25 protein-coding genes and 3 pseudogenes are annotated in these 24746 nt (G+C 55.6%); 16 read left to right on the top strand and 12 right to left on the bottom strand.

Features of this window, described 5'->3' with window-relative positions:
- The first annotated feature begins 96 nt into the window (after positions 1-96).
- Genes ACZ1GU_RS14085 through ACZ1GU_RS14065 form a run of 5 tightly spaced genes read left to right on the top strand, consistent with a single transcriptional unit; the run spans position 97 to position 3263 of the window.
- The gene (locus ACZ1GU_RS14085) at positions 97-330 is read left to right on the top strand and encodes a DUF3572 domain-containing protein (protein WP_472648579.1); all 234 of its coding nucleotides are present in this window, start codon (positions 97-99) and stop codon (positions 328-330) included.
- Positions 327-956, top strand: coding sequence for an HAD family hydrolase (locus ACZ1GU_RS14080; RefSeq protein WP_472648578.1), 630 nt, complete (start codon positions 327-329; stop codon positions 954-956). Before ACZ1GU_RS14085 ends, ACZ1GU_RS14080 begins: the two co-directional genes overlap by 4 nt.
- On the top strand, positions 953-1408 hold the full coding sequence (locus ACZ1GU_RS14075) for a RidA family protein (RefSeq protein WP_472648577.1): 456 nt from the start codon (positions 953-955) through the stop codon (positions 1406-1408). The genes ACZ1GU_RS14080 and ACZ1GU_RS14075 overlap by 4 nt, the downstream gene beginning before the upstream one ends.
- Entirely contained in the window at positions 1405-2133 is a 729-nt protein-coding gene (locus ACZ1GU_RS14070; protein WP_472648576.1) for a glycerophosphodiester phosphodiesterase family protein, read from the top strand. The genes ACZ1GU_RS14075 and ACZ1GU_RS14070 overlap by 4 nt, the downstream gene beginning before the upstream one ends.
- On the top strand, positions 2130-3263 hold the full coding sequence (locus ACZ1GU_RS14065; protein WP_472648575.1) for a GNAT family N-acetyltransferase: 1134 nt from the start codon (positions 2130-2132) through the stop codon (positions 3261-3263). The genes ACZ1GU_RS14070 and ACZ1GU_RS14065 overlap by 4 nt, the downstream gene beginning before the upstream one ends.
- Here ACZ1GU_RS14065 and ACZ1GU_RS14060 read toward each other — a convergent pair.
- A complete protein-coding gene (locus tag ACZ1GU_RS14060) occupies positions 3260-3589 on the bottom strand; it encodes an SEL1-like repeat protein (protein WP_472648574.1) in 330 nt (109 codons plus the stop codon). The genes ACZ1GU_RS14065 and ACZ1GU_RS14060 overlap by 4 nt on opposite strands.
- Before the next feature lie 314 nt (positions 3590-3903).
- Between ACZ1GU_RS14060 and dksA the strand changes: the two genes are divergently transcribed.
- The 4 genes from dksA to ACZ1GU_RS14040 all read left to right on the top strand — a co-directional run bounded on the left by dksA (position 3904) and on the right by ACZ1GU_RS14040 (position 6881).
- Positions 3904-4362 (top strand): RNA polymerase-binding protein DksA, encoded by a 459-nt coding sequence (gene dksA / locus ACZ1GU_RS14055; protein WP_472648573.1) that lies wholly within the window; start codon positions 3904-3906, stop codon positions 4360-4362.
- Between the two features lie 144 nt (positions 4363-4506).
- Entirely contained in the window at positions 4507-4920 is a 414-nt protein-coding gene (locus ACZ1GU_RS14050; protein WP_472648572.1) for a PilZ domain-containing protein, read from the top strand.
- Between the two features lie 161 nt (positions 4921-5081).
- Complete coding sequence (locus ACZ1GU_RS14045; RefSeq protein WP_472648571.1) at positions 5082-6446, top strand: ABC transporter substrate-binding protein; 1365 nt, start codon at positions 5082-5084, stop codon at positions 6444-6446.
- 18 nt (positions 6447-6464) lie between these two features.
- Entirely contained in the window at positions 6465-6881 is a 417-nt protein-coding gene (locus ACZ1GU_RS14040; protein ID WP_472648570.1) for a DUF4112 domain-containing protein, read from the top strand.
- A 20-nt stretch (positions 6882-6901) separates the two neighbouring features.
- Here ACZ1GU_RS14040 and ACZ1GU_RS14035 read toward each other — a convergent pair whose 3' ends face one another.
- The gene (locus tag ACZ1GU_RS14035; RefSeq protein ID WP_472648569.1) at positions 6902-7510 is read right to left on the bottom strand and encodes an HNH endonuclease; all 609 of its coding nucleotides are present in this window, start codon (positions 7508-7510) and stop codon (positions 6902-6904) included.
- Between the two features lie 131 nt (positions 7511-7641).
- On the opposite strand from ACZ1GU_RS14035, the gene gluQRS reads away from it, so the two are divergent.
- From gluQRS to ACZ1GU_RS14015, 4 genes are read left to right on the top strand one after another with little or no spacing between them, the layout of a single operon-like run.
- A complete protein-coding gene (gluQRS, locus tag ACZ1GU_RS14030) occupies positions 7642-8472 on the top strand; it encodes a tRNA glutamyl-Q(34) synthetase GluQRS (protein ID WP_472648568.1) in 831 nt (276 codons plus the stop codon).
- Between the two features lie 9 nt (positions 8473-8481).
- Positions 8482-8712 carry a hypothetical protein gene (locus tag ACZ1GU_RS14025; RefSeq protein WP_472648567.1) on the top strand — a complete coding sequence of 77 codons (231 nt, stop codon included), beginning with the start codon at positions 8482-8484 and terminating at the stop codon, positions 8710-8712.
- Between the two features lie 6 nt (positions 8713-8718).
- A complete protein-coding gene (locus ACZ1GU_RS14020; RefSeq protein ID WP_472648566.1) occupies positions 8719-9294 on the top strand; it encodes a cob(I)yrinic acid a,c-diamide adenosyltransferase in 576 nt (191 codons plus the stop codon).
- A 59-nt stretch (positions 9295-9353) separates the two neighbouring features.
- Complete coding sequence (locus tag ACZ1GU_RS14015; protein WP_472648565.1) at positions 9354-10223, top strand: 3-hydroxyacyl-CoA dehydrogenase NAD-binding domain-containing protein; 870 nt, start codon at positions 9354-9356, stop codon at positions 10221-10223.
- Between the two features lies 1 nt (position 10224).
- On the opposite strand, the gene ACZ1GU_RS14010 is transcribed toward ACZ1GU_RS14015, so the two are convergent.
- Both ACZ1GU_RS14010 and mutS read right to left on the bottom strand, forming a co-directional pair.
- Positions 10225-10710 (bottom strand): hypothetical protein, encoded by a 486-nt coding sequence (locus ACZ1GU_RS14010; protein ID WP_472648564.1) that lies wholly within the window; start codon positions 10708-10710, stop codon positions 10225-10227.
- A gap of 26 nt (positions 10711-10736) precedes the next feature.
- Positions 10737-13343, bottom strand: coding sequence for a DNA mismatch repair protein MutS (mutS, locus tag ACZ1GU_RS14005; RefSeq protein WP_472648563.1), 2607 nt, complete (start codon positions 13341-13343; stop codon positions 10737-10739).
- Between the two features lie 137 nt (positions 13344-13480).
- Between mutS and ACZ1GU_RS14000 the strand changes: the two are divergent.
- A pseudogene (locus tag ACZ1GU_RS14000) lies at positions 13481-15743 on the top strand (NADP-dependent malic enzyme).
- On the opposite strand, the gene ACZ1GU_RS13995 reads toward ACZ1GU_RS14000, so the two are convergent.
- The 7 genes and pseudogenes from ACZ1GU_RS13995 to lptB all read right to left on the bottom strand — a co-directional run bounded on the left by ACZ1GU_RS13995 (position 15744) and on the right by lptB (position 22098).
- Complete coding sequence (locus ACZ1GU_RS13995) at positions 15744-16190, bottom strand: S-methyl thiohydantoin desulfurase domain-containing protein (RefSeq protein ID WP_472648788.1); 447 nt, start codon at positions 16188-16190, stop codon at positions 15744-15746.
- A 161-nt stretch (positions 16191-16351) separates the two neighbouring features.
- Positions 16352-16975 (bottom strand): annotated as a pseudogene (locus ACZ1GU_RS13990) (S-methyl thiohydantoin desulfurase domain-containing protein); the annotation flags it as partial.
- 53 nt (positions 16976-17028) lie between these two features.
- On the bottom strand, positions 17029-17730 hold the full coding sequence (gene trmB / locus ACZ1GU_RS13985; protein ID WP_472648562.1) for a tRNA (guanine(46)-N(7))-methyltransferase TrmB: 702 nt from the start codon (positions 17728-17730) through the stop codon (positions 17029-17031).
- A gap of 453 nt (positions 17731-18183) precedes the next feature.
- A complete protein-coding gene (locus ACZ1GU_RS13980; protein WP_472648561.1) occupies positions 18184-18705 on the bottom strand; it encodes a LysM peptidoglycan-binding domain-containing protein in 522 nt (173 codons plus the stop codon).
- A gap of 172 nt (positions 18706-18877) precedes the next feature.
- Entirely contained in the window at positions 18878-19573 is a 696-nt protein-coding gene (ctrA, locus tag ACZ1GU_RS13975; RefSeq protein WP_472648560.1) for a response regulator transcription factor CtrA, read from the bottom strand.
- Positions 19574-19779: 206 nt separating this feature from the next.
- A pseudogene (gene rpoN / locus ACZ1GU_RS13970) lies at positions 19780-21286 on the bottom strand (RNA polymerase factor sigma-54).
- A gap of 20 nt (positions 21287-21306) precedes the next feature.
- Positions 21307-22098 carry an LPS export ABC transporter ATP-binding protein gene (gene lptB, locus ACZ1GU_RS13965; protein ID WP_472648559.1) on the bottom strand — a complete coding sequence of 264 codons (792 nt, stop codon included), beginning with the start codon at positions 22096-22098 and terminating at the stop codon, positions 21307-21309.
- A 236-nt stretch (positions 22099-22334) separates the two neighbouring features.
- Between lptB and ACZ1GU_RS13960 the strand changes: the two genes are divergently transcribed.
- Both ACZ1GU_RS13960 and ACZ1GU_RS13955 read left to right on the top strand, forming a co-directional pair.
- Positions 22335-22688 (top strand): hypothetical protein, encoded by a 354-nt coding sequence (locus tag ACZ1GU_RS13960; RefSeq protein ID WP_472648558.1) that lies wholly within the window; start codon positions 22335-22337, stop codon positions 22686-22688.
- Between the two features lie 130 nt (positions 22689-22818).
- Complete coding sequence (locus ACZ1GU_RS13955; RefSeq protein WP_472648557.1) at positions 22819-24195, top strand: mechanosensitive ion channel domain-containing protein; 1377 nt, start codon at positions 22819-22821, stop codon at positions 24193-24195.
- On the opposite strand, the gene ppa is transcribed toward ACZ1GU_RS13955, so the two are convergent.
- Positions 24196-24723, bottom strand: coding sequence for an inorganic diphosphatase (ppa, locus tag ACZ1GU_RS13950; protein WP_472648556.1), 528 nt, complete (start codon positions 24721-24723; stop codon positions 24196-24198). It lies immediately after the preceding gene.
- Positions 24724-24746: the final 23 nt, after the last annotated feature.

Below are 24746 nucleotides of genomic sequence, written 5' to 3'. Positions count from 1 at the left end.
CCCTCTCAGAAGGGGGATTAGCTTGAGCAAGAGGTTACGACAATTCAAAAAGACGCACACCAAGGTACGGCAGAAAAGCGACTCAGCAGCGAAACATTGGCGCTTGCGGCGCTTGGATGGATCATGAGCGACGATGATCGCGCTGAACGATATCTAACCCTAACTGGGCTTGATGCCGATACATTGCGGCAAGGACTGGATGATCCGGCGATGCTCGGCTCAGTTCTTGAATTTCTCGTCAATCATGAGCCAGATCTTATGCGTGCGGCAGAGGCTCTCGCCGTAACGCCCGAGGAACTGGTCGCTGCTCACGGGGCGATCGGTCAATGAGCCGCCCGCTCATTATTAGCGATTGCGACGAAGTAATCCTCCACATGGTTGCGCACTTCAAGGAGTGGCTTGAGGCGAGTCAGGGGGTAAATTTCCAACTTGAGGGAAATAACTTTTCCAACGCTCTTAGATGGCAGCAATCGGGCGAACCGCTTGAGCAGAACGAGATCTGGCGCTTTCTTGGTAAGTTCTTTGACACGGAGATGGATCAACAGGTCCCGATTGCTGGCGCCGTTGATGGGATCAATCGGCTGGCTGAAGAGGCAGACGTCGTAATCCTCACCAACCTTGTTGACGAAAGACGCGATCGCCGCGCCGAACAACTGGCCGGATTCGGAATTCACGCCCGAGTCTTCACGAACCAAGGTCCTAAGGGTCCTGCACTCAAAGCCATCATCGAGGAATATGCACCGAGCAAAGCGGTTTTCATCGACGATCTGGCACAGCATCATCGATCTGCGTCAGAGATCGTCCCAGCGACCACACGCCTTCATCTATGCGGAGAACCGATGATCGCAGGCCATATTGATTGCGCGCACAAGGCAGGCCATGCCGATGCACGAATAGATCGCTGGGCCGACGCATTGCCTTGGCTTATCAAGCAATTAAAGGAGAGCGCACGATGACAATTGAAGCACGGCTCGAAGAGCTCGGAATCACATTGCCGGAAGCGGCGGCACCCGTGGCGAGTTATGTTCCACTGGTCGTGCATGGCGGAATGGCCCATATCTCGGGCCAACTCCCATTTGTTGATGGACAGCTCGTGTCCGGACGTCTCGGTGAGGACGTATCCCTAGATGACGGGGTGAAAGCGGCGAGGGCCTGTGGCCTGATGATTTGCGCGCAATTGAAGGCGGCCGGCTTGCTCGAGAATGTCGAGCGCGTCGTCAAACTGGGCGCATTCATCAATTCGACCGCTGACTTTACCGACCAGCCAAAGGTAGCCAACGGTGCATCCGACCTAATGTTTGAGGTTTTCGGAGAAATTGGGCGCCATGCGCGCGCTGCGGTTGGAGTGCCAGTTTTGCCATTGGGCGCCGCGGTTGAAGTTGATGCGGTGATCGCGGTCAGCGAGTGAGCAAGCGCTTCGCCCCCAAATGGCTGACGACATGGGAATATGCGCATCGCGGCCTCCACGGATCGGGCGTGCCCGAGAATTCGCTTGCTGGCGCCGCCGCCGCCATCGCGGTTGGCATGGGAATCGAATGCGACATTCAGCGCACCAAAGACGGTAAGCCGATGGTCTTTCACGATTGGGAGACCAGCCGACTGACTGGGTTTGAGCGTGACACCGGTGATCTCACAGAAGAAGCATTGTCTGAGCTGACATACACGAACAGCGTGGAACGCCCGGTTTCTTTAGAGAAGTTGCTCAATCTGATCGACGGGCAAGTCCCGCTCCTCATCGAGGTGAAGTCGAAGCCTGGATATGACGTCGAGCGAACCTGCGATGCTATTGCGCATAGACTTGAGGATTATCGAGGTGACTGCGCGGTTATGAGTTTCGACCCGCGCGTGGCAGCATGGGTTAGGGTCAACGCGCCAAACCTTTGCTGCGGACTCGTGATGCGCGAGGACGAATATGGTCACACGCAAACTCACGAAAAGCGCGAAGCAGCTCTGACCGAAGCAGATCCTGACTTTCTTGCTTATCACATCGCTGCGCTGCCAAGCCCTTGGATCGCTGAGCTTCGCGCAGCGGGCCTCCCAATTCTGGCCTGGACAGTCAATTCACCCGAAACCCGTGACAGCGCGTTGCAATGCGCTGATGCTCTCATCAGCGAAGGAGAAGGGCTGGCGTGAGGAGCGATCTAACCGTTCGCTTGGCACCAGGTGTAGGGTCGGTTGGTGCGGATGATTGGAACGCGCTGAACCCAGCGAAGAACCCCTTTGTCAGCCATGAATTTCTGACCGCTTTAGAAGACTCCGGCAGTGTTGGTCCTGGCACTGGCTGGGAACCCGCTCCGATTCTGGTCACCGACGCGGACAACAAGTTGCTGGCCGCTATGCCCAGCTACGCCAAAGGCCATAGCCAAGGCGAATATGTGTTCGATCACTCATGGGCTGACGCATTCCAGCGTGCTGGAGGGGACTATTATCCCAAACTCCAAATCGCTGCGCCATTCACGCCCGCAACTGGTCCGCGTCTTTTGCTTTCGAACCCCGAGCTAAGCGCTCCTCTATTGAGGGGTGCCGAGATAGTATGTGAGCAGAACGGTTTTTCCTCTGCCCACGCGACCTTCATTGATCAAGATCAGCTGAGATTCTTTGAGGAAGCTGGTTGGCTGATGCGCAACGACATTCAGTTTCACTGGGTCAATCGCGGCTACGAATCGTTTGATGATTTTCTTGGCGCTCTCTCTTCGCGCAAGCGCAAGAACCTAAAAAAAGAGCGAGCTGCCGCGCAAAAAGACGTCGAAATTGTCTTCCTTTCAGGCGACGAAATTAAACCGCAACACTGGGATGCTTTCTGGAATTTTTATCAAGATACGGGCGCGCGCAAATGGGGAACGCCGTACTTGACGCGAGATGCTTTCACCCTTTTCGGCGAACGCATGGGCGAAAAGCTGATATTGATCATGGCGTATGACGATGGCGTGCCAATCGCTGGAGCACTCAACTTTGTGGGGCGCGATGCACTCTACGGTCGGTATTGGGGATGCACGCGCGATGTGCGCTTTCTCCATTTTGAACTGTGCTATTATCAAGCGATTGATCTGGCGATCAGACTGGGGCTAGACCGAGTTGAGGCGGGCGCACAGGGCGGCCACAAGCTTGCTCGCGGCTACGAACCGGTAAAGACATGGTCAGCGCATTGGATCGCCAATCCCGGCTTTCGCTCTGCAGTCGAAGATTTCCTCGAGCAAGAGCGCAAAGGTGTGTCGACTGATCAGATCTTTCTGAGAGAAAGAGCGCCTTTCAAAGGCAGTTAGGCGACCTTGCGATGACCCTCGGCGAGCCATTGTCGGGCGCGCCTTTGCGCCTCAGCGATTTCGCGTGCGGTCATTTCTTCGGAAACATCGGCACGGCACCAGGCTGCTTCTTCATGGCCTTGGGCTGCCGCGAGGTTGAACCACTTATGCGCTTCAACGAGGTCGCAATCCACACTATTGCTTCCAGTCGAATAAGCTACGCCTAGGTCGAAATAGGCGGACAAATCTCCATGCGAAGCAGCTGCAATGTATTGCGCGAGAATTGCGTCGCACTCTTTTTTGTCGATCGGTGTCGCTTCGACGCCGTTGATTGGCTTCAGTTCCATTTCCATAACCCCCATTTTTGGGCGATCCTGATGCCCCCCGGCTGGATCGCTTGACCAAGAACTCGCCAATCATGGTCAACAATTGGTTAACAGCGACAAAAATTTTCATCGAGAAGCAACGCCTTGCCCCCGAGTACCCTCTCATCGCGGCCAGGACCGGTGGCTACGTGGCAAAGCGACTTGTGCGCAGTTGAGCGCGCGCCTATAGGCCCGGTCGACGCGTTGACTGATTGGGGGGTCGGCGCAGCTACGGAAAAATCCAGGCTCGAATTCTTGGGGTGTCTCGCGGGAATTGATTGGGTGATGAGGACCATATGGCAAGTGCCGCGACTGACGATATTGATGTCCTAGCTAAGGCGAAACGTATGCTTGAGCCCGGCTATGTGCCGAGCGAGGACGAAGAGTATATGAGCGAGCAGCAGCAGAACTATTTCAGAATGCTGCTGATTGAATGGAAACGCTCGATTCATGACGCCGCCGATCAGACGCTGCAATCCTTGCAAGACGGTCCCATTCGCGAAGCCGATTTGAACGATCGTGCATCGAGCGAGACGGATTGGGGAATCGAACTGCGGACCCGGGACCGCCAACGAAAGCTTGTATCAAAAATTGAATCTGCTTTGCGCCGCATTGATGCGGGCGAGTACGGCTATTGCGAAGTAACAGGCGATCCGATCGGTCTGAAGCGCCTGATTGCGCGGCCAGTCGCAACCATGACGGTCGAAGCGCAAGAAGCTCACGAGCGGCGAGAAAAAATATCTCGCGACGACTGATTTGAAATCCGTATCAATCTGGGACGCTGGTCAATTTGCGACCATGTCCAACATAGCGTTAACGAAAATTCGCTATGACTGACGCTCTAAATGTTGCGAGTGCATCGATGAAGCTTGGCTTGCACCATAATTAAGAGTTGTGCCGTGGGTCGCACAATCGTTGAGCAGGAGTACGGTGAAATGACCGGCGTTGAAACGCGCAGCGTATCACGCGACAGCCTTTTTCTATTGGCTGACATCCGTGTGGAATCGGCAGCAGAAACGCATCGGGTGCGTGTCCGGAACCTATCTGATGGTGGAATGATGGGCGAGGGCAATTTGTCTGTCAAACGCGGCAACCGCCTAAAAATCACGTTGCGGAATGTCGGTGAAGTCTCGGGCTCCGTCGCGTGGATTCAAGACGACCGCTTTGGTATCGCTTTCGACGAGGAAATCGACGCTCAAGCCGCGCGCAAACCGATCCAAGCGGATCAAGGTTCGCCTGCAGACATTCTCGAACGACCCTCGATACACAGGCCACCTTCCCCGCCCGATCCGAAAAGCCTCCGCAAGGTTTGATCTGATGTCGCGCGCTTGGCGCGCTGCTTGCGAAAGAAATGGGATCGCTTAAATCGTTCCCATGCGTTTGGCCGTTTTAACAGTTATATCCTTGCTTTTGGCCGCATGTGGTTCGGCGTCAGAAGAGGGCGCGGTAAACGTCGCAATCATCGGCGAGCCCGATGCCCTTGCCGATGGGGGTGCGGCTTTCGCCTGTCTCTCAGCATATCCGCCTCGCGACTAACGAAGGGCTCGTAACGCTCGACGCCTCGGGTCAGGTAGTGCCTGCGATTGCGCAACGCTGGATCGTTAATGACGACGGCCTGAGCTATATTTTCCGGCTCCGAGACTCAAATTGGCCAAGCGGAGATGAAATAACGGCAGCGGAAGTCCGCACACTTCTCAATGATAGGTTGCGCCAACTTGAGGGAACAAGTCTGGGACTTGATCTCGAGAAGATCGCCGAAATCCGGGCGATGACCGGGCGGGTCGTCGAGATCCGACTGACAAGCCCTATGCCCGAATTCCTGCGGCTGTTGGCGCAGCCCGAATTGGGTTTCGAAAAAGACGCTGCGGGCGCCGGGCCAATGGCTCTGTCGCTCCAAAGCCAAGAAGAAGTCGCTAGCCTTTCCGCCTTGCCGCCTGAGTTGCGAGGAATGGCTCCTCGCGAGAATTGGCAAGATTTGGCGAAAGATATCAGTGTCCGAGCACTGCCAGACGAAGAGGCTGTCGAAGCATTCTCAAGCGGCGAAGTTGATGTTGTTCTGAATGGGCAACTGACAAACTTCCCCGCTGCTCAACTCGGGCCTCTTTCTCAGGGCAACGTCCGACTTGATGCGACTTTTGGTCTTTTTGGCTTCTCCATCATGAATGCATCGGGTTTTTTGGCAGATCCGGGAAACCGGGAAGCCCTGTCGATGGCGATTGATCGCGATGCTCTGATCTCTCCGTTTGCACTTGGGGGATGGCAGGCGACGACATGGATCGTGCCGACTGCTTTGTCAGAAGAGATTGACGACGACCTTGGTCGGTGGCCGGAATTGTCTCGGCAAGAGCTTCGGACAATCGCCACCAGCCGCGTTAGCAGGTGGGAAGCTGCAAATGGTGAAGAGGCGACCGTTCGTATCGCACTGCCGGAGGGTGAGGGAAGCGATCTCTTGTTCCGCCAATTCTCGGCAGATTGGGCCGATATAGGGGTTCGGACTGTAAGAGTGGGACCAGATGAAAAGTCCGATCTCATCTTGCGCGACAGATTGGCGCGCTACTCTTCACCCAGATGGTTCTTGAACCAATTCAATTGTGCATTGCGGTTTGGTCTATGCTCTGACGAGGCAGACGCACTTGTTAGGCAATCGCTTTCAGCGCGCGACCCTGACGAGAAGGCGGCATTGCTGAATGAGGCACACTTGCGGCTGATCGAAGACGAGGTGTTTATTCCGCTTGGCTCTCCTGTCAGGTGGTCGCTTGTGAGAGGCTCGGTTACAGGATTTGAAGCGAACCGTTGGGGCTTGCACCCCTTGTTCCCGCTGTCCCAACCCACCATCTAACCGTGCAGGAGGTTGCCAATGGACCGGCCAAAAGAGCTTCAACACCTTGACTTTAGATTGCCAACCGGAAGCGATCCGCAATCGGTTCGGCAAAGGGTCGAGGCAATGGAACTACTTCTAGAGCGCAGTTTTAGAGTGCCTGGTACAAATATCCCTATAGGTTTGGACGCGTTGGTCGGATTGATCCCCGTTTTGGGAGATCTGATTACGACCGCTTTGGGCGCCTATGTCGTTTGGGAGGCACGAAACCTCAACATGCCAAAATGGAAGCTGATGCGAATGGGCGGCAACGTTGCGTTTGATACTGTGCTGGGTCTGGTACCAGTTGTCGGTGACGCCGCTGACTTCCTTTATCGATCAAATTCGAAGAACCTTAAAATTGTGAAAAAGCACTTGGACAAGCATCATCCGGAAACAAAAATCATCGAAGGTTAGATGGTTCTCGTTGCGGAAAGCTACTCTTCAAGCTCGACATCCCAATAAAGCCAGTCGCGCCAGGTTTCGTGAAGATAGTTAGGCGGAAACATCTTTCCGTATTGCTGCAAGTGCCAGCTTGTCGGTCTGATGGGTTTCATATTCAGTGTCAGATGCGCTTGCTGGGGCGTTCTACCGCCTTTCTTCATGTTGCAAGGCGCACACGCAGTAGCAATATTTTCCCAGCTGGTTTTGCCCCCCAATCGCCGCGGAATGACATGATCAAATGTCAGGTTCTGGCCACTCCCGCAATACTGGCATTGAAAGCGGTCCCGCAAGAACAGGTTGAAGCGCGTGAAAGCGGGAAACTCGCTCTGTTTCACATACTGCCTGAGGGCGATTACACTCGGAATCTTCATATCGAGCGAGGGTGAATGAACCTCTCGATCGTAGCTCGCGACAATGTCAACGCGATCTAGAAACACCGCCTTTATCGCAGTCTGCCAAGGCCAAAGGCTCAAAGGATAATAGGATAGAGGCGTGTAGTCAGCGTTCAGGACGAGCGCAGGACATGCCGACGGATTCCGTGTCGGGTCCTCATCAGCGCTTCGAAATCGAGCGGCTCTCTCAATCAGTTCGGCTTTGAACAACCAGTGTTCCTTCCTGATAGAACAGAACATGCCGTGGCAGTCGGAAGAGTCAAAGTCATAACACCCCAGCTTTCCACAAAGCTGTTTAGTGGGTCGCATGAAGTTTCATGCTATGTCATGGACTGTTGGCCATGGTCGTTACACGATTTGCACCCAGCCCGAACGGGCATCTTCATCTCGGCCATGCGTTTTCGGCCATTGTTGCGCACGACTTGGCTGTAGAGAATAGCGGCAAGTTTCTGCTCCGTATAGAAGACATCGATGGGGCGCGGTCCCGGTCAGAACTGGCGGATGAGTTTCGTGTCGACCTTGAATGGCTTGGTCTCACGTGGGACGAGGTTCCAGCTCAATCGACGCGGCTGGCGAGCTACCAGACAGCTATTGATCAGCTTTTGGCGAGGGACTTGCTGTATCGCTGTACGTGCACGCGAGCTGAAATCCGCAAGAATGCCATTCAGAGCGGCGCCGAGGGCCCGCTTTATCCTGGCACTTGCAAAGACCAAAGAACGGATGAATCTTTGCCAGCTGTTCTACGTCTGGATCTTGACCGAGCGATAGCAGAAGCCGGCGAGATAATATGGACGGACGAGGAAGCTGGTTCTGTCATTTGCGACCCTCGTGATTTCGGTGATGTTGTTCTGGTGCGAAAGGATGAACCCGCCAGCTATCATCTAGCCGCCACGCTTGACGACGCTGTTGATGGTGTGACGCATGTCACAAGGGGTTCCGATCTTTTTGCTGCGAGTCATGTGCACCGATTGTTGCAAGAGCTCTTGGGGCTTCCCGTTCCGCATTGGTGCCATCACCAAATCTTGCTTGATACCGACGGCCTCAAGCTAGCAAAACGGCGAAATTCTCCGTCGCTTGCCGATTTGCGGAACGCTGGCGAAGATGGACGGTTGTTAGCAGAGCAACTGAGGTTGCGACGTTTGCCGTCTGGTATCTCATTGGAAAGCGCTTAGATAACCGTCATGACATATTTTCTCGCAGCCGTTCTTGCCGTTTTGTGCATTCTTGTCGTCGTATCTTTGGTCCGCGGTGTGATCGCGTTCCTCAAAACGACAAAGGTCGACCTTGAAACAGGCGAGGGCGAGACCGCGACCGATATGCAGTTGCTTCAGAACAAGGCCATGTTTGCTCGTATCAAATATCAGGCGCTGGCAATTGCGGTGGTCGCTATCATCTTGGTTGTATCTCGCTGATACGCGATGGTGAAGCTGAACAAGATTTACACGCGCACCGGAGATGATGGCACCACTGGGCTTGTCGATGGCTCCCGGGCCGCGAAACATTCTGCGCGCATTGCAGCGATTGGCAAAGTGGATGAAGCCAACTGCGCCATTGGCTCGGCAAATTGCGCCCTGTCCGATCAAGCGCAAAAGAGCATGTTGACGCGGATCCAGAACGATCTTTTCGATCTTGGAGCCGATTTGGCAACGCCGAGCGCGGATGGCAACTTCGAGCCGTCTGAAATGGTCCTTCGAATAGTTCCCGCTCAAACGGAATGGCTTGAAGGTCAGATAGACAAGTTGAACGAGAGGCTAGAACCTCTTTCCAGTTTCGTCTTGCCGGGCGGCAGCGAGGCTGCTGCGCGCATTCACGTCGCCAGGGCATCAGCACGAACTGCAGAACGCGCAATGGCAGAACTTGCCCATGATGAGCGAGTGAACCCAGCAGCATTTGCTTACATAAACCGACTTTCTGACTTCCTGTTCGTGCTCGCCCGAGCTGCAAATGACGACGGAAAGCTTGATGTGAAGTGGGTGCCTGGCGCTAATCGCTAGCCAATCCGATCTCTCCTCGCTAACACACCGGCTTTGCTGCACGTGCGAAGGAATTTTTGATGCGGAAAGTCGCCGTCATAGGTGCAGGCCAAATGGGCACAGGAATTGCTCAGACGGTCGCCCAGCACGGCATGTCCGTGCTCTTGTCAGACGTTGATTTGGTGCGCGCGGAAGCTGGCAAAGCGTCAATCGAGAAGTCGCTGGTCAAACTTGTTGGCCGAGGCAAATTGGAGGCGGACCAGGCAGAGGCTTTGCTCGCAAAGGTTACCCCTGTCGGAGATTACTCCGAGATGGCAAATGCAGGCCTGATCATCGAAGCAGCAACCGAAAAAGAACCAATCAAGCAGGCCATTTTTGAGGCAGCGGGAAAGTTTCTTGATTCCAGTGCGATCATGGCGAGCAACACCAGCTCAATACCCATAACTCGCATGGCGAATTACTCACCCGATCCACAGCGGTTTATCGGCCTGCACTTTTTCAACCCCGTTCCTGTTATGGGGTTGATCGAAGTAATCCCTGGCTTGGCGACGGCTCAATCGACGACTGATGAAGTCACCGCATTTGCAAGAGGCCTCGGCAAGGAGGTTGTCTTAAGTCAGGACGAGCCTGGCTTTGTCGTTAATCGCATTCTACTGCCGATGATCAACGAAGCCGTGTTCGTGCTTGGTCAGTCAACCGCCGGTATTGAAGATATTGATAAGGGATGCCGATTGGGCCTGAACCATCCGATGGGGCCTCTTCAATTGGCGGACTTTGTCGGGCTCGATACCTGTCTCGATATCATCAAGGTCCTGTACAAAACCACGCGCGACACAAAGTATCGTCCGGCGCCGCTTTTGGTAAAGTATGTAGAAGCTGGCTGGTTAGGCCGAAAGACAGGCCGTGGCTTTTACGACTACACCGGCGAGGCACCCGTTCCGACTCGCTAGTTCATTCCGTGTCGGATTCGTTGCCATTGCCTACGCGCGCGTTCGGGCCGAGCGAAATAACTGTGCCGCCATCAGATGCGCTTGAGCCCACATTAATCCCCGTCCGGCTTGTGGCGCTGCGCGACTTGCTAGAGCGAGAGGTCTCGACGACCACTTCGGCATCCTGCTCACTGTCGGGCTGAGTGCTGACATCTGGCGTAGTTTCTACGTCAGGATCAGTGGTGAAACCGGCGGCATCGTCAATCAAATCGTCGTCGGTCGCCCAGCCAGCTTCAGCGAGTTCCTCATCTGTCAGGCCGTCTTCGGCGGAATCAGTGCTTTCTGTGGCACGCTTGGGCTCACTTTCGGCGATCACCTCCGGTTGCGATCCGCTCCTGTCAGAGTTGTCTCGACCAGACTGTGACTCGGCGAAAATCGCGGTACCAACGAGCACTACGCCGGCAAAGGCGAGCGCAGACTTGTGATTTTCGAACAATGAGATCGACATAATTATGCGTCATAGCCCGAACACAGTTAATGTTTCGTAGCCTTTAGCTCGCTCTTTAATTCATAAAGCAAATCAAGCGCTTCTCGTGGGCTCAGGGCATCAAGATCGACTTCTTCCAACCGACCCGATAGCCTGTCTGATGGTTGGGCCATCTCTTCAGATGAAGCTGCTGCAAATAACGGCAATTCACCAAGGCCAGCTGCAATGCCGCCAGTTTGAGATCGCGCCTCCTCCAGTTTCTTCAAAACTTGCTCAGCACGCTTAACAACCGAAGCTGGCACCCCTGCGAGCTTCGCCACTGCGAGGCCGTAGCTTCGATCCGCTGAACCTTCTGCCAATTCGTGCAGCAAGACCAAGTCGCCCTTCCATTCGCGCGCTTTAACATGATGCAATGACAGGGCAGGGCAACTTTCACCGAGCCGTGCGAGCTCATGATAGTGAGTTGCAAACAGGCACCGGCATTCGATGTCAGAGTGCACCGCTTCGACGACCGCCCAGGCCAACGCCAATCCATCATAGGTGGATGTGCCGCGCCCAACTTCATCGAGAATGACAAAGCTTCGCTCGGTCGCTTGGGATAGAATGGTGGCGGTTTCGACCATTTCGACCATAAAGGTCGAACGGCCCCGCGCGAGATTGTCGGAAGCCCCGACGCGGCTAAACAAGCGATCGACAAGTCCGATTGTAGCGGATGCGGTAGGGACAAATCCTCCAGATTGGGCCATGAGAACAATCAGCGCGTTCTGGCGAAGGAAGGTGGACTTGCCGCCCATGTTGGGGCCACCGATCAGCCATAGTCGGTCAGACTCGGCCAGACTGCAATCATTGGCGACAAAGCGCTCATCCGTTTTTGCCAAGGCGGCCTCGACAACAGGATGCCGGCCCGCAGAAATGTCCAGCCGAGCATCATCAGAAATGACCGGCAGACACCAATCCCCCTCGGTTGCGCGTTCGGCTTGGCCAGCCGACACATCAATTCTCGCTAGCGCAGCGGCAGTGGCCGCAATCGCGCGTTGGGCCTCGATGACCTGACCGGTCAAATCTTCGAAATGCGCCTCCTCAGCGGCCAAAGCGCGACCACCAGCCTCCGAAATCCGCGTTGCCTCTTCGTGCAGTGACACCGAGTTGAAACGGACCGCCCCTTTCATGGTCTGGCGGTGCGTGAATCCGCTGTCGGGTTTCATGAGCGAGTCGGCATGCCTGCTGGGCACCTCGATGAAATAGCCCAAGACGCCATTGTGTTTGATCTTGAGTGACGCAATGCCGGTTTCCTCGCGATAGCGCGCTTCCATCGCAGCAATCGCCCGCCGTGCATTGCCGGACACTCGCCGCAGTTCGTCGAGCCCAGCGTCATAGCCATCGGCAATAAAGCCCCCGTTTGACCGCTCTGTCGCGGGTGAAGCGACGAGCGCGCGACTGAGCTCTTCGTGCATTGCACTTTGTCCCGTGAGCTTCGGCAGCAGCTTTATCAGTAACTCAGGCATGTCGTGCATGACCGAAAGGGTGTCATGAAGCCGTTGAGCATCGACAAGCCCATCACGGATTTGCCCGAGGTCACGAGGACTGCCGCGACCAGCGACGATCCGTCCAAGGGCGCGCTCGAGGTCGGGGATGGCGCGCAAGATCTCGCGAAGATCAGCCCGTTCGATCGGGCGGTCGCGCCAAAACTGGACCATTGCCAAGCGGGCTTCGATAGCATCTTTATCAAGCAGCGGCGAAGCCAAGTCTTCGGCTAGTTGCCGCGCCCCTCCGCCTGTAACGCAGCGATCAATGGCGCCAATCAGGCTGCTAGCCCGCCCACCATCCTGAGCTATCAATATCTCCAGACTGCTGCGCGTTGCCTCATCCATGACCATCGCGTCGCCCACCTGATTTGCGACTGGTGGTAAAAGCATCGGCAACGAGCCGCGACCGACGTGCTCAAGATAGGAAATGAGCCCGCTCGCCGCGGCGAGCATCGGGCGCGTGAATTCTCCGAATGCATCAAGTGTGCCGACCTTGTGAATATCACGCAGCCGCTCTGCGCCGAGATCGCTGGAAAACGAAGAAGCAGCTCTCTCAATGATCGACTCGGTCCCATGGTCCCAGCCTTCTGGGGCGACGATTTCATTGGGGTTGAGCTTGGCAAGTGTAGCGCCGAGCATGTCTGGGGTGCATTCCTCGAGCACCATTTTGCCGGTCGATATGTCGCAGGATGCGACACCGGCTTTCCCGCGCACTTCTGCGAGAGAAACGAGGAAATTGGCGTTGCGTGGCTCTAAAAGCGCATCTTCGGTCAATGTGCCAGCAGTCACAAAGCGCACAATGTCACGTTTCACTAGCGCTTTAGATGCTGGCGTGCCCTCGCGCTTTGCTCTCGCTTTTGCTTCGTCCGGTGTCTCAACCTGTTCTGCAATCGCCACCCGGCATCCAGCCTTGATCAAGCGAGCCAGATATCCTTCGGCTGAATGTACCGGCACGCCGCACATCGGCACGGGTTCGCCTCCATGCTCTCCGCGTGTGGTAAGCGCGATGTCCAACACGCTTGCAGCTGTCTTGGCATCATCAAAGAAGAGCTCGAAGAAATCTCCCATGCGATAGAACAGCAGGCAGTCCCCGGCCTCTTCTTTAAGTGCGAAGAATTGTGCCATCATCGGTGTCGGTTTCGAGGACATCATCACGGCCTAAACATGCGTGCGATGATTCGGAACGGGTTTGAGTATGCTTTCCCCTATCGTTTGCAATGCAAGCGGGCTAAGCGACGGCCAAGACTTGAATTAGGAGTTCCTCGATGGCCGACGACCGGCAGGTTACGTTTACCGATAGAGAAGCGCTATTTTACCATGAGACCATTCGTCCGGGTAAAATCGAGATTGTCGCGTCCAAGCCGATGGCGTCGCAACGCGATCTCAGTCTTGCGTATTCGCCTGGTGTAGCCGCTCCGGTCGAGGCTATCGCAGCTGACCCCAGCTTGGCGGCCCGCTACACTGCGCGCTCCAACCTCGTTGCGGTGATCTCGAACGGTACGGCTATTCTTGGCCTCGGCAATCTTGGCGCCCTCGCTTCCAAGCCTGTGATGGAGGGCAAGGCAGTTCTCTTCAAACGTTTCGCCGATGTCGACTCCATCGATCTGGAATTGGCGACCGAAGACCCCGATGCTTTCATCGAGGCTGTGGCTCTGATGGAGCCAAGCTTCGGCGGCATCAATCTGGAGGACATCAAGGCACCCGAATGCTTCATCATCGAGCAGGCTCTGCGCGAACGGATGAACATCCCGGTAATGCATGATGATCAGCACGGCACAGCAATTATTGCCGCAGCCGGTCTTATCAATGCCTGCCACCTGACCGGTCGAGATTTGAAAGACGCTCGCATGGTGGTCAACGGAGCAGGGGCTTCCGCGCTTGCTTGCACCGCTCTTATCAAGGCGATGGGCATTCCGCACGAAAACGTCATCGTTTGCGACCGCAGCGGCCCGATCACTCCTGGCCGCGATAATGTCGACCAATGGAAGAGTGCGCACGCCGTTGAAACCAAAGCGACCAATCTCGAAGAAGCGTTAGAAGGTGCTGACATCTTCTTGGGACTGTCGGCCGCCGGAGCGCTCAAGCCGGATTGGGTCAAGAAGATGGCGGACAAGCCGATCATTTTCGCGATGGCCAATCCGACGCCAGAAATCATGCCGGACGAAGCGCAAAAGGTACGTCCCGATGCGATCATTGCGACCGGTACGCTCGGACTTTCCGAACCAAGTGAACAACGTGCTTGGTTTTCCCTTCATCTTCCGTGGAGCGCTCGATGTCCAGGCGACCACCATCAATGAGGAAATGAAGATCGCGGCAGCTCGGGCAATCGCTGAGTTGGCGCGCGAACGCGTGCCCGAAGAAGTCGCGAGCGCCTATGGTAAGAACCAGAAATTCGGCAAGGACTACATTATACCTGCGCCGTTCGATCCACGTCTGATTGAGGTCGTGTCATCGGCTGTTGCCAAGGCTGCTATGGACTCAGGTGTCGCACAAGCACGCATCGAAGACCTCGACGCCTATCGCCATGCGCTGAAATCGCGGCTCAATCCTACCACAGCGGTTTTGACTGGAGCGTACAACGAAGCAAAGGCGAACCCGAAGAGAATGGTCTTTGCGGAAGCCGAAGAGGAAGTTGTGCTTCGCGCAGCGACACAGTTCAGAGACTTTGGCTACGGCACTCCGATCTTGGTTGGCCGAACCAAAGCTGTGGTCGACAAGCTGCATCAATTGTCGGTTTCTGACCCGGGCAGTTTTGAAATCCAGAACTCCGCGACATCCGAACACATCCCTGCGATGGTGGACTATCTCTACAAACGCCTCCAGCGCAAAGGCTATACCGAACGCGATGTTCGCCGCATGGTCAATCAGGAGCGGAACGTCTTCGCTGCACTGCTCGTGGCGCTCGGCCATGGCGATGGGATCATATCTGGCCTGACCCGTACCTTTGCGCAGACCGCTCGCGAGATAAATCGCGTGCTCGATCCAAAACCTGATAGCCTACCTTTCGGCGTCCACATGATGATCGGCAAAAACCACACGACCTTCCTTGCCGATACGACGATTAACGAACGTCCGAGTGCTGAAGAGCTAGCGCATATCGCCAAGGAAACGACCGCTGTCGCTCGACGTATGGGGCATGAGCCACGCGTGGCGTTTCTCTCTTATTCAACCTTTGGCAATCCATCGGGCCAATGGCTCGGCAATATCCGCGATGCCGTTGCGATTCTTGACCGTGAAGATCCTGGCTTTGAGTATGAGGGCGAGATGGCACCTGATGCTGCGCTGAATCCAAAGGTGATGGAGCTCTATCCCTTCAGCCGTTTGTCCGCGCCGGCGAATGTCTTGATCATGCCGGGGCTCCAATCTGCGAATCTTTCGGCGAAACTACTGCGCGAGCTTGGCGGCGATGCGACTGTCGGTCCGATGTTGATCGGTATGGAAAAACCCGTTCAGATCGTTCCGATGACGGCGATTGCGCCGGACGTTCTGACGCTGGCTGTGCTGGCGAGTGCTGGCGTCGTGGGCTGACTAGTTGAGCAGTTGCTCGATTGGCTTGTAATCGAGATCATATCCGAAATAGCGCGGGCTGAATACAGCAAGGCCCGCTTCGGTCCGCCATAGGGGATCGCAGCGAAAGCCGACCACAGCGACCCGCTGTCCAGTTTCATATCCGGGATTTACGATCCCATCGGCACTTTCCACGTCGACTATGGAAATCAGGTCGGGACATGTGGCTACTACTTTACCATTTCGGCGTGCGACCAAGTGTTCGTTCTTCACATCTGTCTCGAATGCCTGCCCTGCAAAACCTTCGGTGCCTTCGATCGAAACCTCCCCAACGAGAAAACCGTCCTCGTCTTTCCACTGCGTTTGCGTGACACGCCCGGTGAAGAGCAGATAGCCATCTCCGGCAACCCGAGCTGCTTCGATTGGATCGCCGCCTTTGGCTTTCGCGTTCCGGACCGCTGTGCCGATCGCGATCGCGAGTGAAAGGCTATCTGTGACAAGCGTGCCGGCTTTTTGGCCTGCGCTCCACTGATCGGAGAATCAGCGACCCCACATGAGCGGCTGACGACTGCTACGCTGCGCAACAGATCTTCCGCGCGCGTGGGATCGCCAAGTGTTTCAACGATCAATTCATCTCCGAACGGCGTTGCTGCACCGATCGGGGTCAGCGGGATGCCAGCAACTTTTACCGAGTGCTGATTGATCTCAGGGACAGCCCTCCCGACGGTATCGGCATCAAGGGCGGGAACTCCCAGACGCGCTGCGATTGACAGGCCTTCAGCCAGACTTAGCGGGCCAATTTCACCAAGGATTACGCCAGCAAACTTTTGACCCATGTGTTTTTCGAGCGCTTCGAAGGCGGCCTGAACAGGCTCCTCGACCTGACTATCAATCGCCTCGAGGCGAGCCTTCATTTCCTCGCTCGTCGGAGCAAGGCTGGCTAGGCCATAGGGACAGGCCACGCGATCATCATCCGCTAAAGCTGACACCGGGATGTAGGCGAAGCGATGACCATCTGCCAAATCGACTGAGATGAGTTCTCTCGCCTTGGAAAGACTGCCTCCGCCGCCCGTGCCAAGATAAGAGCTGCCGACCAAAGCATCTTCGAGCGCTTCGGCATCGAGCAGCGTCCCGCCAGCATCAAGTGCGTTAGCAATTCGATTTCCATCAGCTGGATCAGAGATTTCTTTGCAAGCAGCTAGCGCTCCCGCTCCGATGGCCACCCCAGTTAGAAATTGCCGTCTTGCTACCATCAAACTGCCCCTTCTTTCACATTGAGATGCAGCAATTTCGCAGCTCTCGCAAATCAGCGCTTACGATAGCGGAAGTACCAGACCTCATGCTCGAACACATCGCGTGCTTTCTTTTCGTAGCGCGTTTCGGGCCAGCCTGATGGGCGGTTCTGAAAGCTTGAAGGGCCCTCTGTCACCCATTCCAGCCGGTCAGAATGGCGCTGCATCACCATCAACGCATGCCGTAAATAGATCGCGTGGTCGGTGCCAAAGCGGAACTCGCCGCCGGGTTTTAGCTTGTCAGCGATCATCGTAATCGGCCCATCATTGACCATGCGGCGTTTGGCATGGCGCGCTTTAGGCCAAGGGTCAGGATGGAGCAGATAGACCATCGTAAGCGCACCGTCGGGTATGCGACTAAGCACTTCGATTGCGTCACCCGCGTGCAACCGCACATTGGTTAGACTTTGGTCTTCTACGTGGCCTAAAGCTGCGGCTACTCCGTTCATAAAGGGCTCGGCGCCAATTAAGCCGTGATCGGGCAGCAAATCCGCGCGATAGGCAAGGTGCTCGCCGCTTCCGAAGCCGATTTCAAAGTGGAGCGGACAGTCTTGTCCGAACAACCGTTCCGCTGTCACAGGCCCCTCTTCCGGCACGCTGATCTTGGGTAGCAAGTTGTCGACCAATCCCTGCTGGCGCGGGCGCAAAGGTTTGCCTTGGCTGCGACCATATAACCGGTTCAGTGTGGTGGGATCACCTTCTTTATACGCGCTCATGCACGCCCGCTAGAAAACCTGTGCGGCGCTGTCCAGCATGCGCTTTTGGCAAAGGTCTTACAATGCTAGGGCAGGGTGACCGCAAATGTACCTGGTCGATATCGCTCAAGATCTGGTGTGGTGCCGTGATGGTGTACAGCATCACCTCGACCAAGGACGGGCCCATCGAGCGCGCGAATCCAACTGAGATTGTTGGCGCTTGAATAGTGCGGGTTGGCATAGTTGAGATGAGAGCCAATCGAAGAGGGTGTGCCGTTCGCACGTTGAGCAAGGTATGAGTCGACAAGTTGATCGACCCTAGCGCTCACCTGCGCCATCGGAATCTGTTCGACAGATGTGCGTCCATCGCGCCACGAGACCGGACCGTTGATGTCAGAGAATTGATATCGGGCATTCACCACTTCGGAAACGCTGTCACCCCAGCGGCCTGATGCTGTCCGGTTTAGAATGGTGTCAATGATGCCATGCGCTTGCTCCGGCCCGGTACGGTTGCACCCACTCGGTTTGGAGGGTTCGCTTAATGTTGTTCACATCGGCTTGCGACAAACTCAATGTCTGGCCGTTGAAATTGGTTTCTCCTACCGAGGTGACAGGTGAGGGGCTGCCAACGGAATCGATTGCAGGGTTTGCGGTTGGTGACTGCGTAACTGTGGGGGATTGCGGTTGCGCTCTGGGCAGGACGATCTGTTGCCCAGGGTAGATCAGGTCTGGGTTTCGGATCGCCGGGTTTGCGTCAAGTACTTCGCGCAGTGATACGCCGGCATTGCGGGCAATCACGTGCAGCGTGTCGCCTCTTTTCACCGTATGCGTGGTGGTCGCTGCTCCAGGAATGACCAAAGTGTCGCCAGCAAATATCCGGTTCGGATCGGCGATATTGTTGGTGCGGGCCAAGGTCGCCACATCAGTGCCAAAGCGCTGCGCGATGGCACCGAGCGTGTCGCCCGATTGGATCGTGTGGTTGACCGAATTGACCATAGTTTCGCCTCCGATGTGCTTTGATTTCACATCGAAGGCGGTCTGTATCTATACGAAACGTAGAGAAAACGGTGAAACGAGCTCAGTTAGCGTTGGAAGCAAGAAAGCCCGGAGCGTTGCCGCCCCGGGGTCTTGTTCCCGCCCCAGTTGACTGGGTAGTTCGTTGAGGGGTTTAAGCAGCTTCCGCTTCGTCTTGCGGATCGCGCAGCACATAGCCGCGGCCCCAGACGGTTTCGATGTAGTTTTCACCGCCGCAAGCAAGGCTCAATTTCTTACGCAGCTTGCAGATGAAAACATCAATAATCTTGAGTTCCGGCTCGTCCATTCCGCCATAAAGGTGGTTGAGGAACATCTCTTTGGTGAGCGTCGTGCCTTTGCGCAAGCTGAGCAGCTCGAGCATTGCGTATTCCTTGCCGGTCAGGTGCACGCGGGCGCCATCAACTTCGACAGTCTTCGCATCGAGGTTTACTGCCAACTTGCCCGTGCGGATAATCGATTGGCTGTGACCTTTTGAACGACGCACAACAGCGTGAATGCGAGCAACAAGCTCTTCACGGTGGAACGGCTTGGTCACGTAATCGTCAGCTCCGAAACCGAACGAACGGATCTTGCTGTCCATTTCAGCAATGCCCGAAAGGATCAAAACAGGCGTTTGAACTTTGGCAACGCGCAGTTTCTTGAGCACGTCGTATCCGTGCATGTCTGGAAGGTTCAGGTCGAGCAGAATGATGTCGTAATCATACAGCTTGCCCAGATCCAATCCCTCTTCGCCGAGATCGGTTGAATAGACATTAAAGCCTTCGGTCGTAAGCATGAGCTCAATGGCTTTGGCCGTTGTTGGCTCATCCTCAATCAAAAGCACTCGCATCTGTGGTCCCCTAATTGCCCCAAGGCTTTCGTGGTAACGCCTCGATAAGAGGTGTTGCCATGTATTAACCACAGAAGTTCTGAACGGAAAAGGTTAACGCGTCGTAAATGGATGCCTTAATTTTTAGTGAGTCTTTTGAGTCACACGTCGCCATTCGAGACTTGATTGGCAATGCGGCCAGGATTTGAGAGGGAATATAACTGAATTTAATCAGAGCCCTTCGAGCTTTTTTGACGCCTCCGTTGTGCACTGGAGCCGATCCCGATGGCTTCCCGATATTTGGCTACGGTGCGGCGGGCCAGATCGAAACCTTCACCTTTCAAGGTGTCGACCAGCTTCTGGTCGGACAGAACTTTCTTGGGATCCTCCGCATCGATTAACGCTTTAATCCGTGCCTTGATCGCTTCTGACGATGCGCCTTCGCCGTCGCTGGACGCCACTCCGCTTGAGAAGAAATACTTGAGCTCAAACGTCCCGCGGTCGCATTGAAGATATTTGTTGCTGGTGACCCGACTGACCGTGCTTTCGTGCATGTCGATCTCTTCCGCAACTTCGCGGAGAGTAAGCGGTCTGAGCTCTGAGACACCGTTTCTAAAGAAGCCATCTTGTTTCTTGACGATCTCGGCTGCTGTCCTGAGGATCGTTTTTTGACGTTGGTCGAGCGCCTTGATGAGCCAATGTGCGTCCGCAAGTTTCTCTTTTAGCCAGCTTTGCGCTTCGGGATCGAGTAGACCCATTGTTCAGTCCAACATAATATGTTCGATTGACCACCAGCCGTGGTAATGTGTCTTCATTGATTGCCACGTCCCAACCACCTGCGCCTTTGGGGCTCAATAAAACGTCGGGCACGATCGCACTGGCAAGGTTGCTGCCAAATGCGAGGCCGGGCTTTGGATCGTAGCTTCGCAGCTCGGCAAGCATGTCTGCAAAGTCCTCGTCGTCGACGCCGCAAATGCGTTTCAGTTTGGCGATTTCACCGCGAGCGACCCATTCCAGATGGTCAATCATCGCTGCCATACAGGGGTCATAGCGATCGGCTTCGCGGGCCTGGATGGCCAGACATTCACTGAGCGTCCGAGCGCCGACACCGCTTGGGTCGAGTGACTGGACAACCTTGAGCGCTTCTTCGGCGACCATCATCTCAACACCCAGATCGGTTGCGACGTCACGCAGATCAAAGGGAAGGTATCCGGCCTCATCGAGTAAACCGATTAGGTGGCGAGCCACGAAAATCAGCCTCTCATCACTGCTGGCCGCACCCACTTGCTCGCTAAGGTGTTCAGCGAGAGTAGTTTCCGCTTCCCTGGTCTGCTCGATGTCTGGCAGAATGTCGGAGCCGCCGCCTGCGCTAGCCGCTGCACCCCATTCTGCATCTGCTGCAGCAGGGCCAGTCGCTCCGTCGCCTGTATCGCGGTCCCGGTCGAGAGCGCTGTTGTCGAGGTCCAGAGGAGCTTCATTCTCACCCTGCGCTTGTCCGATCAATTGGTCAGCAGTAAACTCTTCTCGCGGAATATCGTCGCTTTCGACAGACGGGCCGCTGTCTTCCACCGATACACTGCCCGACTCCAACAGCGGATTGGCTTCGAGCGCCTCGCTTATGTAAGTTTCGATTTCGAGATTTGAGGCCGCAAGCAAGCGGATCGCCTGCTGCAATTGCGGTGTCATCACCAGCGATTGCGACTGCCTTAGGTCGAGCCTCGGGCCCAGTGCCATGATCTATGTCCGCCGACCAATCACAGCGTGAAGCTTTCGCCGAGATAAAGCCGCTTCACATTCTCATCTGCGACGAGTTCCTGCGGCGTGCCGGCAAACAGCACTTGGCCGCCGTAAATGATGCAGGCGCGGTCGACGATGTCCAAAGTTTCGCGAACATTGTGATCCGTAATGAGCACCCCGATCCCACGGCGTTTCAGATCCTTCACAAGATCGCGAATGTCGCTGATCGACAGTGGATCGATCCCTGCAAACGGTTCGTCCAGCAGCATAATCGAAGGCTTGGCCGCGAGCGCGCGTGCGATTTCACACCGCCGGCGTTCGCCACCAGACAGCGCCATCGCAGGCGACGATCTTAAACGGGTAAGACCGAATTCCCCGAGTAAGCGTTCGAGCTCTTGTTCTCGTGTGTCCCTGTCAGGTTCGACCATTTCGAGCACGCAGTTAATGTTCTGCTCGACAGTCATGCCACGAAAAATGCTGGTTTCCTGCGGCAGATATCCGAGTCCAAGAATGGCGCGCCGGTACATCGGAAGCTTGGTTACGTCTTCGCCGTCCATGAGGATGCGACCAGAATCTGGCCGCACCAAACCCATGATCGAATAAAAGCACGTTGTCTTGCCTGCCCCGTTTGGCCCGAGCAACCCGAGCACCTCGCCCTTGGCGACGGTTAATGAGATGTCCGAGAGAACTGACCTTTTGTCGTAACTTTTGGCGATCGAAATCACTTCCAACCCGCCGTCGGGCAGCGGCGCTGTCGCATCCGCAGGACTTGCAGATTGCTCTTCAACAATGGTCTCAAGATCGGGCATTGCACTCATCCTTAGCACCCAATTCCCCATATTAAAGGGGCGTTATGGCCGATTTGGCAGGATTTTTGCTTAACGCTCTATCTCGATCGATAAAGCGCATCGCGCGCAACAAAAGTTCGTTTTGGTTACTCCGCTTGCAAGGAGGCCTGCAATTTGGAATAATCATCGCCCGAGAGAGAAGTCGTTGGGGAGCGGTACGAATGACAAATTGGGCTGAGCAATCGGAGGCTAGCAGCGTGGCTTCAAGCAGTAGCGAGCATTCGGCGCGCGATTGGCGCAAGTCGATGAGCGACCACGTTGCCTACGCGTTGCTCGTTTACACCGGCCTGCAAATCTTCGTGACCGTTAAGGCATTGACGACCGGATCAGGTTCAGTTTTGCCCCTAATGGCATTGGTGGTACTGGTCGCTGCGATCATTCCAGCTTGTCGATGGTTTGAGAAACGTTGGTCCGGTCTCACCGATGAACAGGCGATCGATCCATCGTTTGAGGGTTCATTCAAACGCGATCTCATTGGGCTGTGGTTGATGGCAATCGGCCTGCCCTTTCTGGTGACCGGCTGCATCAAGGCTGTTCTCGCCATATTCTGACGCTCGCTTGCCCGAGCCTATTACTTCCTAATTCGAAACGGCGCTGGAACCCTTTAGCGGCATCGAGCGCTTCCCATTTGCAGCGCCCACATTTCCGTTTGCGCGCAAGGAAGCTGATGTGAGAATAACTTTGCTTAGCATTACACGCTTATTCGCACTTCTGGCGCTTCTACTTTCTACACCTGCTAGCGCTATTCTGCCGAGCGGATCATCGGACACAGGCGACGCACCACCTCCTGTCGATCAACCGATCGAGCAATCTCAGGACGCTGGCGACGACACGCGCATTGCCGACCGCATTGGCGGCATATTCGATGAACTTCCCGAGTTTGCCGATGTGACCGTTGAGGTAAACGAAGGCGTCGTAAAGCTAAGTGGCACGGTGGCTAGTGTCGACGCGCGCGGTCGAGCCGCCAATATTGCCGACCGCGTTTCGGGAGTCGTGACGGTCGAAAATGAGATCGAGCGGGACCTTTCCGTCGAAGAGAATCTATCTGTCTTCGGCAAGATGTCCGATTTGATCAGCGATTTCGTGACCGTCTTGCCATTGCTTCTAGTCGCTGCGGTAACAGCCCTTGCAATCGGGACAATTGGTTATTTGCTCGCGGGCCTTGGGTTCCTCTGGGATCGCATTACTCCCAACTCCTTCCTGAGCGAACTGGTGCGCAGTGCAATCCGCTTCGTCTTTGTCGTTGGCGGGGTAGTCATTGCGCTCGACATGCTCGGTGCCGGCGCACTGCTTGGCGCTGTGCTTGGCGGAGCAGGGGTGATCGGGATCGCGCTTGGCTTTGCGATGCGCGATACGGTCGAGAACTATGTCGCCTCTCTCATGCTCAGCCTGCGTCAACCGTTCCGCGCAAATGACCATGTCCTGATTGACGACAAAGAGGGAAGGGTGATCCGGCTTACTAGCCGCGCGACCGTGATGATGACGCTCGATGGCAACCACCTGCGCATTCCGAACGGACAGGTCTTTAAAGCGACTATCTTGAACTTCACCCGCAACCCTCAACGCCGGTTTGAATTTGAGCTGGGGATCGACGCTGATGACGACCCGCGCGCTGCCATGACGCTCGGCAAGGACGTCCTTGGCAGTCTTGATTTCGTGCTGGCCGATCCAGAACCGAGCGCGCTGATTAGTCAGGTTGGCGACTCCAACATCATCGTCACTTTCCTCGGCTGGGTCGATCAGCGTGAGGCGGATTGGGGAAAATCGCGCAGCCTCGCCATCGCGTCAGTGAAAGATGCGCTTGAGGAATCTGGATTTGCCCTGCCCGAACCGATTTATCGCCTCCGGTTCGACGGGCGCACAGATCCGCTACCCATTGGTCGGTCGGCCACTGCTGCCAAAGCCAAGGCAGAAAAAGCGCCCAAGCCAAAGGCAGATCGACCTGCGGATGACGACGTCCGACCGGAGAATGAGATCAGCGAGATGGTCGACAAAGAGCGTCAGACGACAGGAGAGCAAGCCAATGACTTGCTCGACCCCGACCAGCCGCAGGAATGATCAGCTCTTCGCGCGCTCAATCGATTCGATAACGACTTGGCGCGCTTCGGCTGCATCGCCCCATTTGCCAATCCGCACCCATTTCTCGGCTTCGAGATCCTTGTAGTGGGTGAAGAAGTGCTCGATCTGCTGGAAGATGATTGAGGGCAGATCCTTCGTCTCGCCGACGTCCGAGTAATAAGGGAAAGTCGTGTCGACCGGCACACAGATGAGCTTTTCATCACCGCCATGCTCGTCTTCGAGGTTGAGAACACCGATTGGGCGAGCGCGAACCACGCAGCCAGCCATGAAAGGTGAGCGAGCAATCACAAGCGCGTCGAGCGGATCGCCATCGGGGCTCAGCGTGTGGGGGACGAAGCCGTAATTAGCGGGATAGCGCATCGGCGTATGCAGGATGCGGTCGACGAAAAGCGCGCCGCTTTCCTTGTCGAACTCGTATTTTACCGGTTCGCCGCCGGTTGGCACTTCGATAATAACGTTGAGGTCTTCAGGTGGATTGGTGCCGGTGGGGATCTTGTCGATACGCATTGTGCGCTCCTGCTAGAATTTTC

The organism is Erythrobacter sp. HA7-11 (assembly GCF_055693605.1).
This window is presented reverse-complemented; position numbering and strand designations above follow the sequence as displayed.

Coding starts and splice junctions, on each gene's coding strand:
- ACZ1GU_RS14080 (WP_472648578.1), top strand. CDS start 327: ATGAGCCGCCCGCTCATTATTAGCGATTGCGACGAAGTAATCCTCCAC.
- ACZ1GU_RS14075 (WP_472648577.1), top strand. CDS start 953: ATGACAATTGAAGCACGGCTCGAAGAGCTCGGAATCACATTGCCGGAA.
- ACZ1GU_RS14060 (WP_472648574.1), bottom strand. CDS start 3,589: ATGGAACTGAAGCCAATCAACGGCGTCGAAGCGACACCGATCGACAAA.
- dksA (WP_472648573.1), top strand. CDS start 3,904: ATGGCAAGTGCCGCGACTGACGATATTGATGTCCTAGCTAAGGCGAAA.
- ACZ1GU_RS14045 (WP_472648571.1), top strand. CDS start 5,082: ATGCCCTTGCCGATGGGGGTGCGGCTTTCGCCTGTCTCTCAGCATATC.
- ACZ1GU_RS14040 (WP_472648570.1), top strand. CDS start 6,465: ATGGACCGGCCAAAAGAGCTTCAACACCTTGACTTTAGATTGCCAACC.
- gluQRS (WP_472648568.1), top strand. CDS start 7,642: ATGGTCGTTACACGATTTGCACCCAGCCCGAACGGGCATCTTCATCTC.
- ACZ1GU_RS14025 (WP_472648567.1), top strand. CDS start 8,482: ATGACATATTTTCTCGCAGCCGTTCTTGCCGTTTTGTGCATTCTTGTC.
- ACZ1GU_RS14020 (WP_472648566.1), top strand. CDS start 8,719: ATGGTGAAGCTGAACAAGATTTACACGCGCACCGGAGATGATGGCACC.
- ACZ1GU_RS14015 (WP_472648565.1), top strand. CDS start 9,354: ATGCGGAAAGTCGCCGTCATAGGTGCAGGCCAAATGGGCACAGGAATT.
- ACZ1GU_RS14010 (WP_472648564.1), bottom strand. CDS start 10,710: ATGTCGATCTCATTGTTCGAAAATCACAAGTCTGCGCTCGCCTTTGCC.
- mutS (WP_472648563.1), bottom strand. CDS start 13,343: ATGATGGCACAATTCTTCGCACTTAAAGAAGAGGCCGGGGACTGCCTG.
- trmB (WP_472648562.1), bottom strand. CDS start 17,730: ATGAGCGCGTATAAAGAAGGTGATCCCACCACACTGAACCGGTTATAT.
- ACZ1GU_RS13980 (WP_472648561.1), bottom strand. CDS start 18,705: ATGGTCAATTCGGTCAACCACACGATCCAATCGGGCGACACGCTCGGT.
- ctrA (WP_472648560.1), bottom strand. CDS start 19,573: ATGCGAGTGCTTTTGATTGAGGATGAGCCAACAACGGCCAAAGCCATT.
- lptB (WP_472648559.1), bottom strand. CDS start 22,098: ATGCCCGATCTTGAGACCATTGTTGAAGAGCAATCTGCAAGTCCTGCG.
- ppa (WP_472648556.1), bottom strand. CDS start 24,723: ATGCGTATCGACAAGATCCCCACCGGCACCAATCCACCTGAAGACCTC.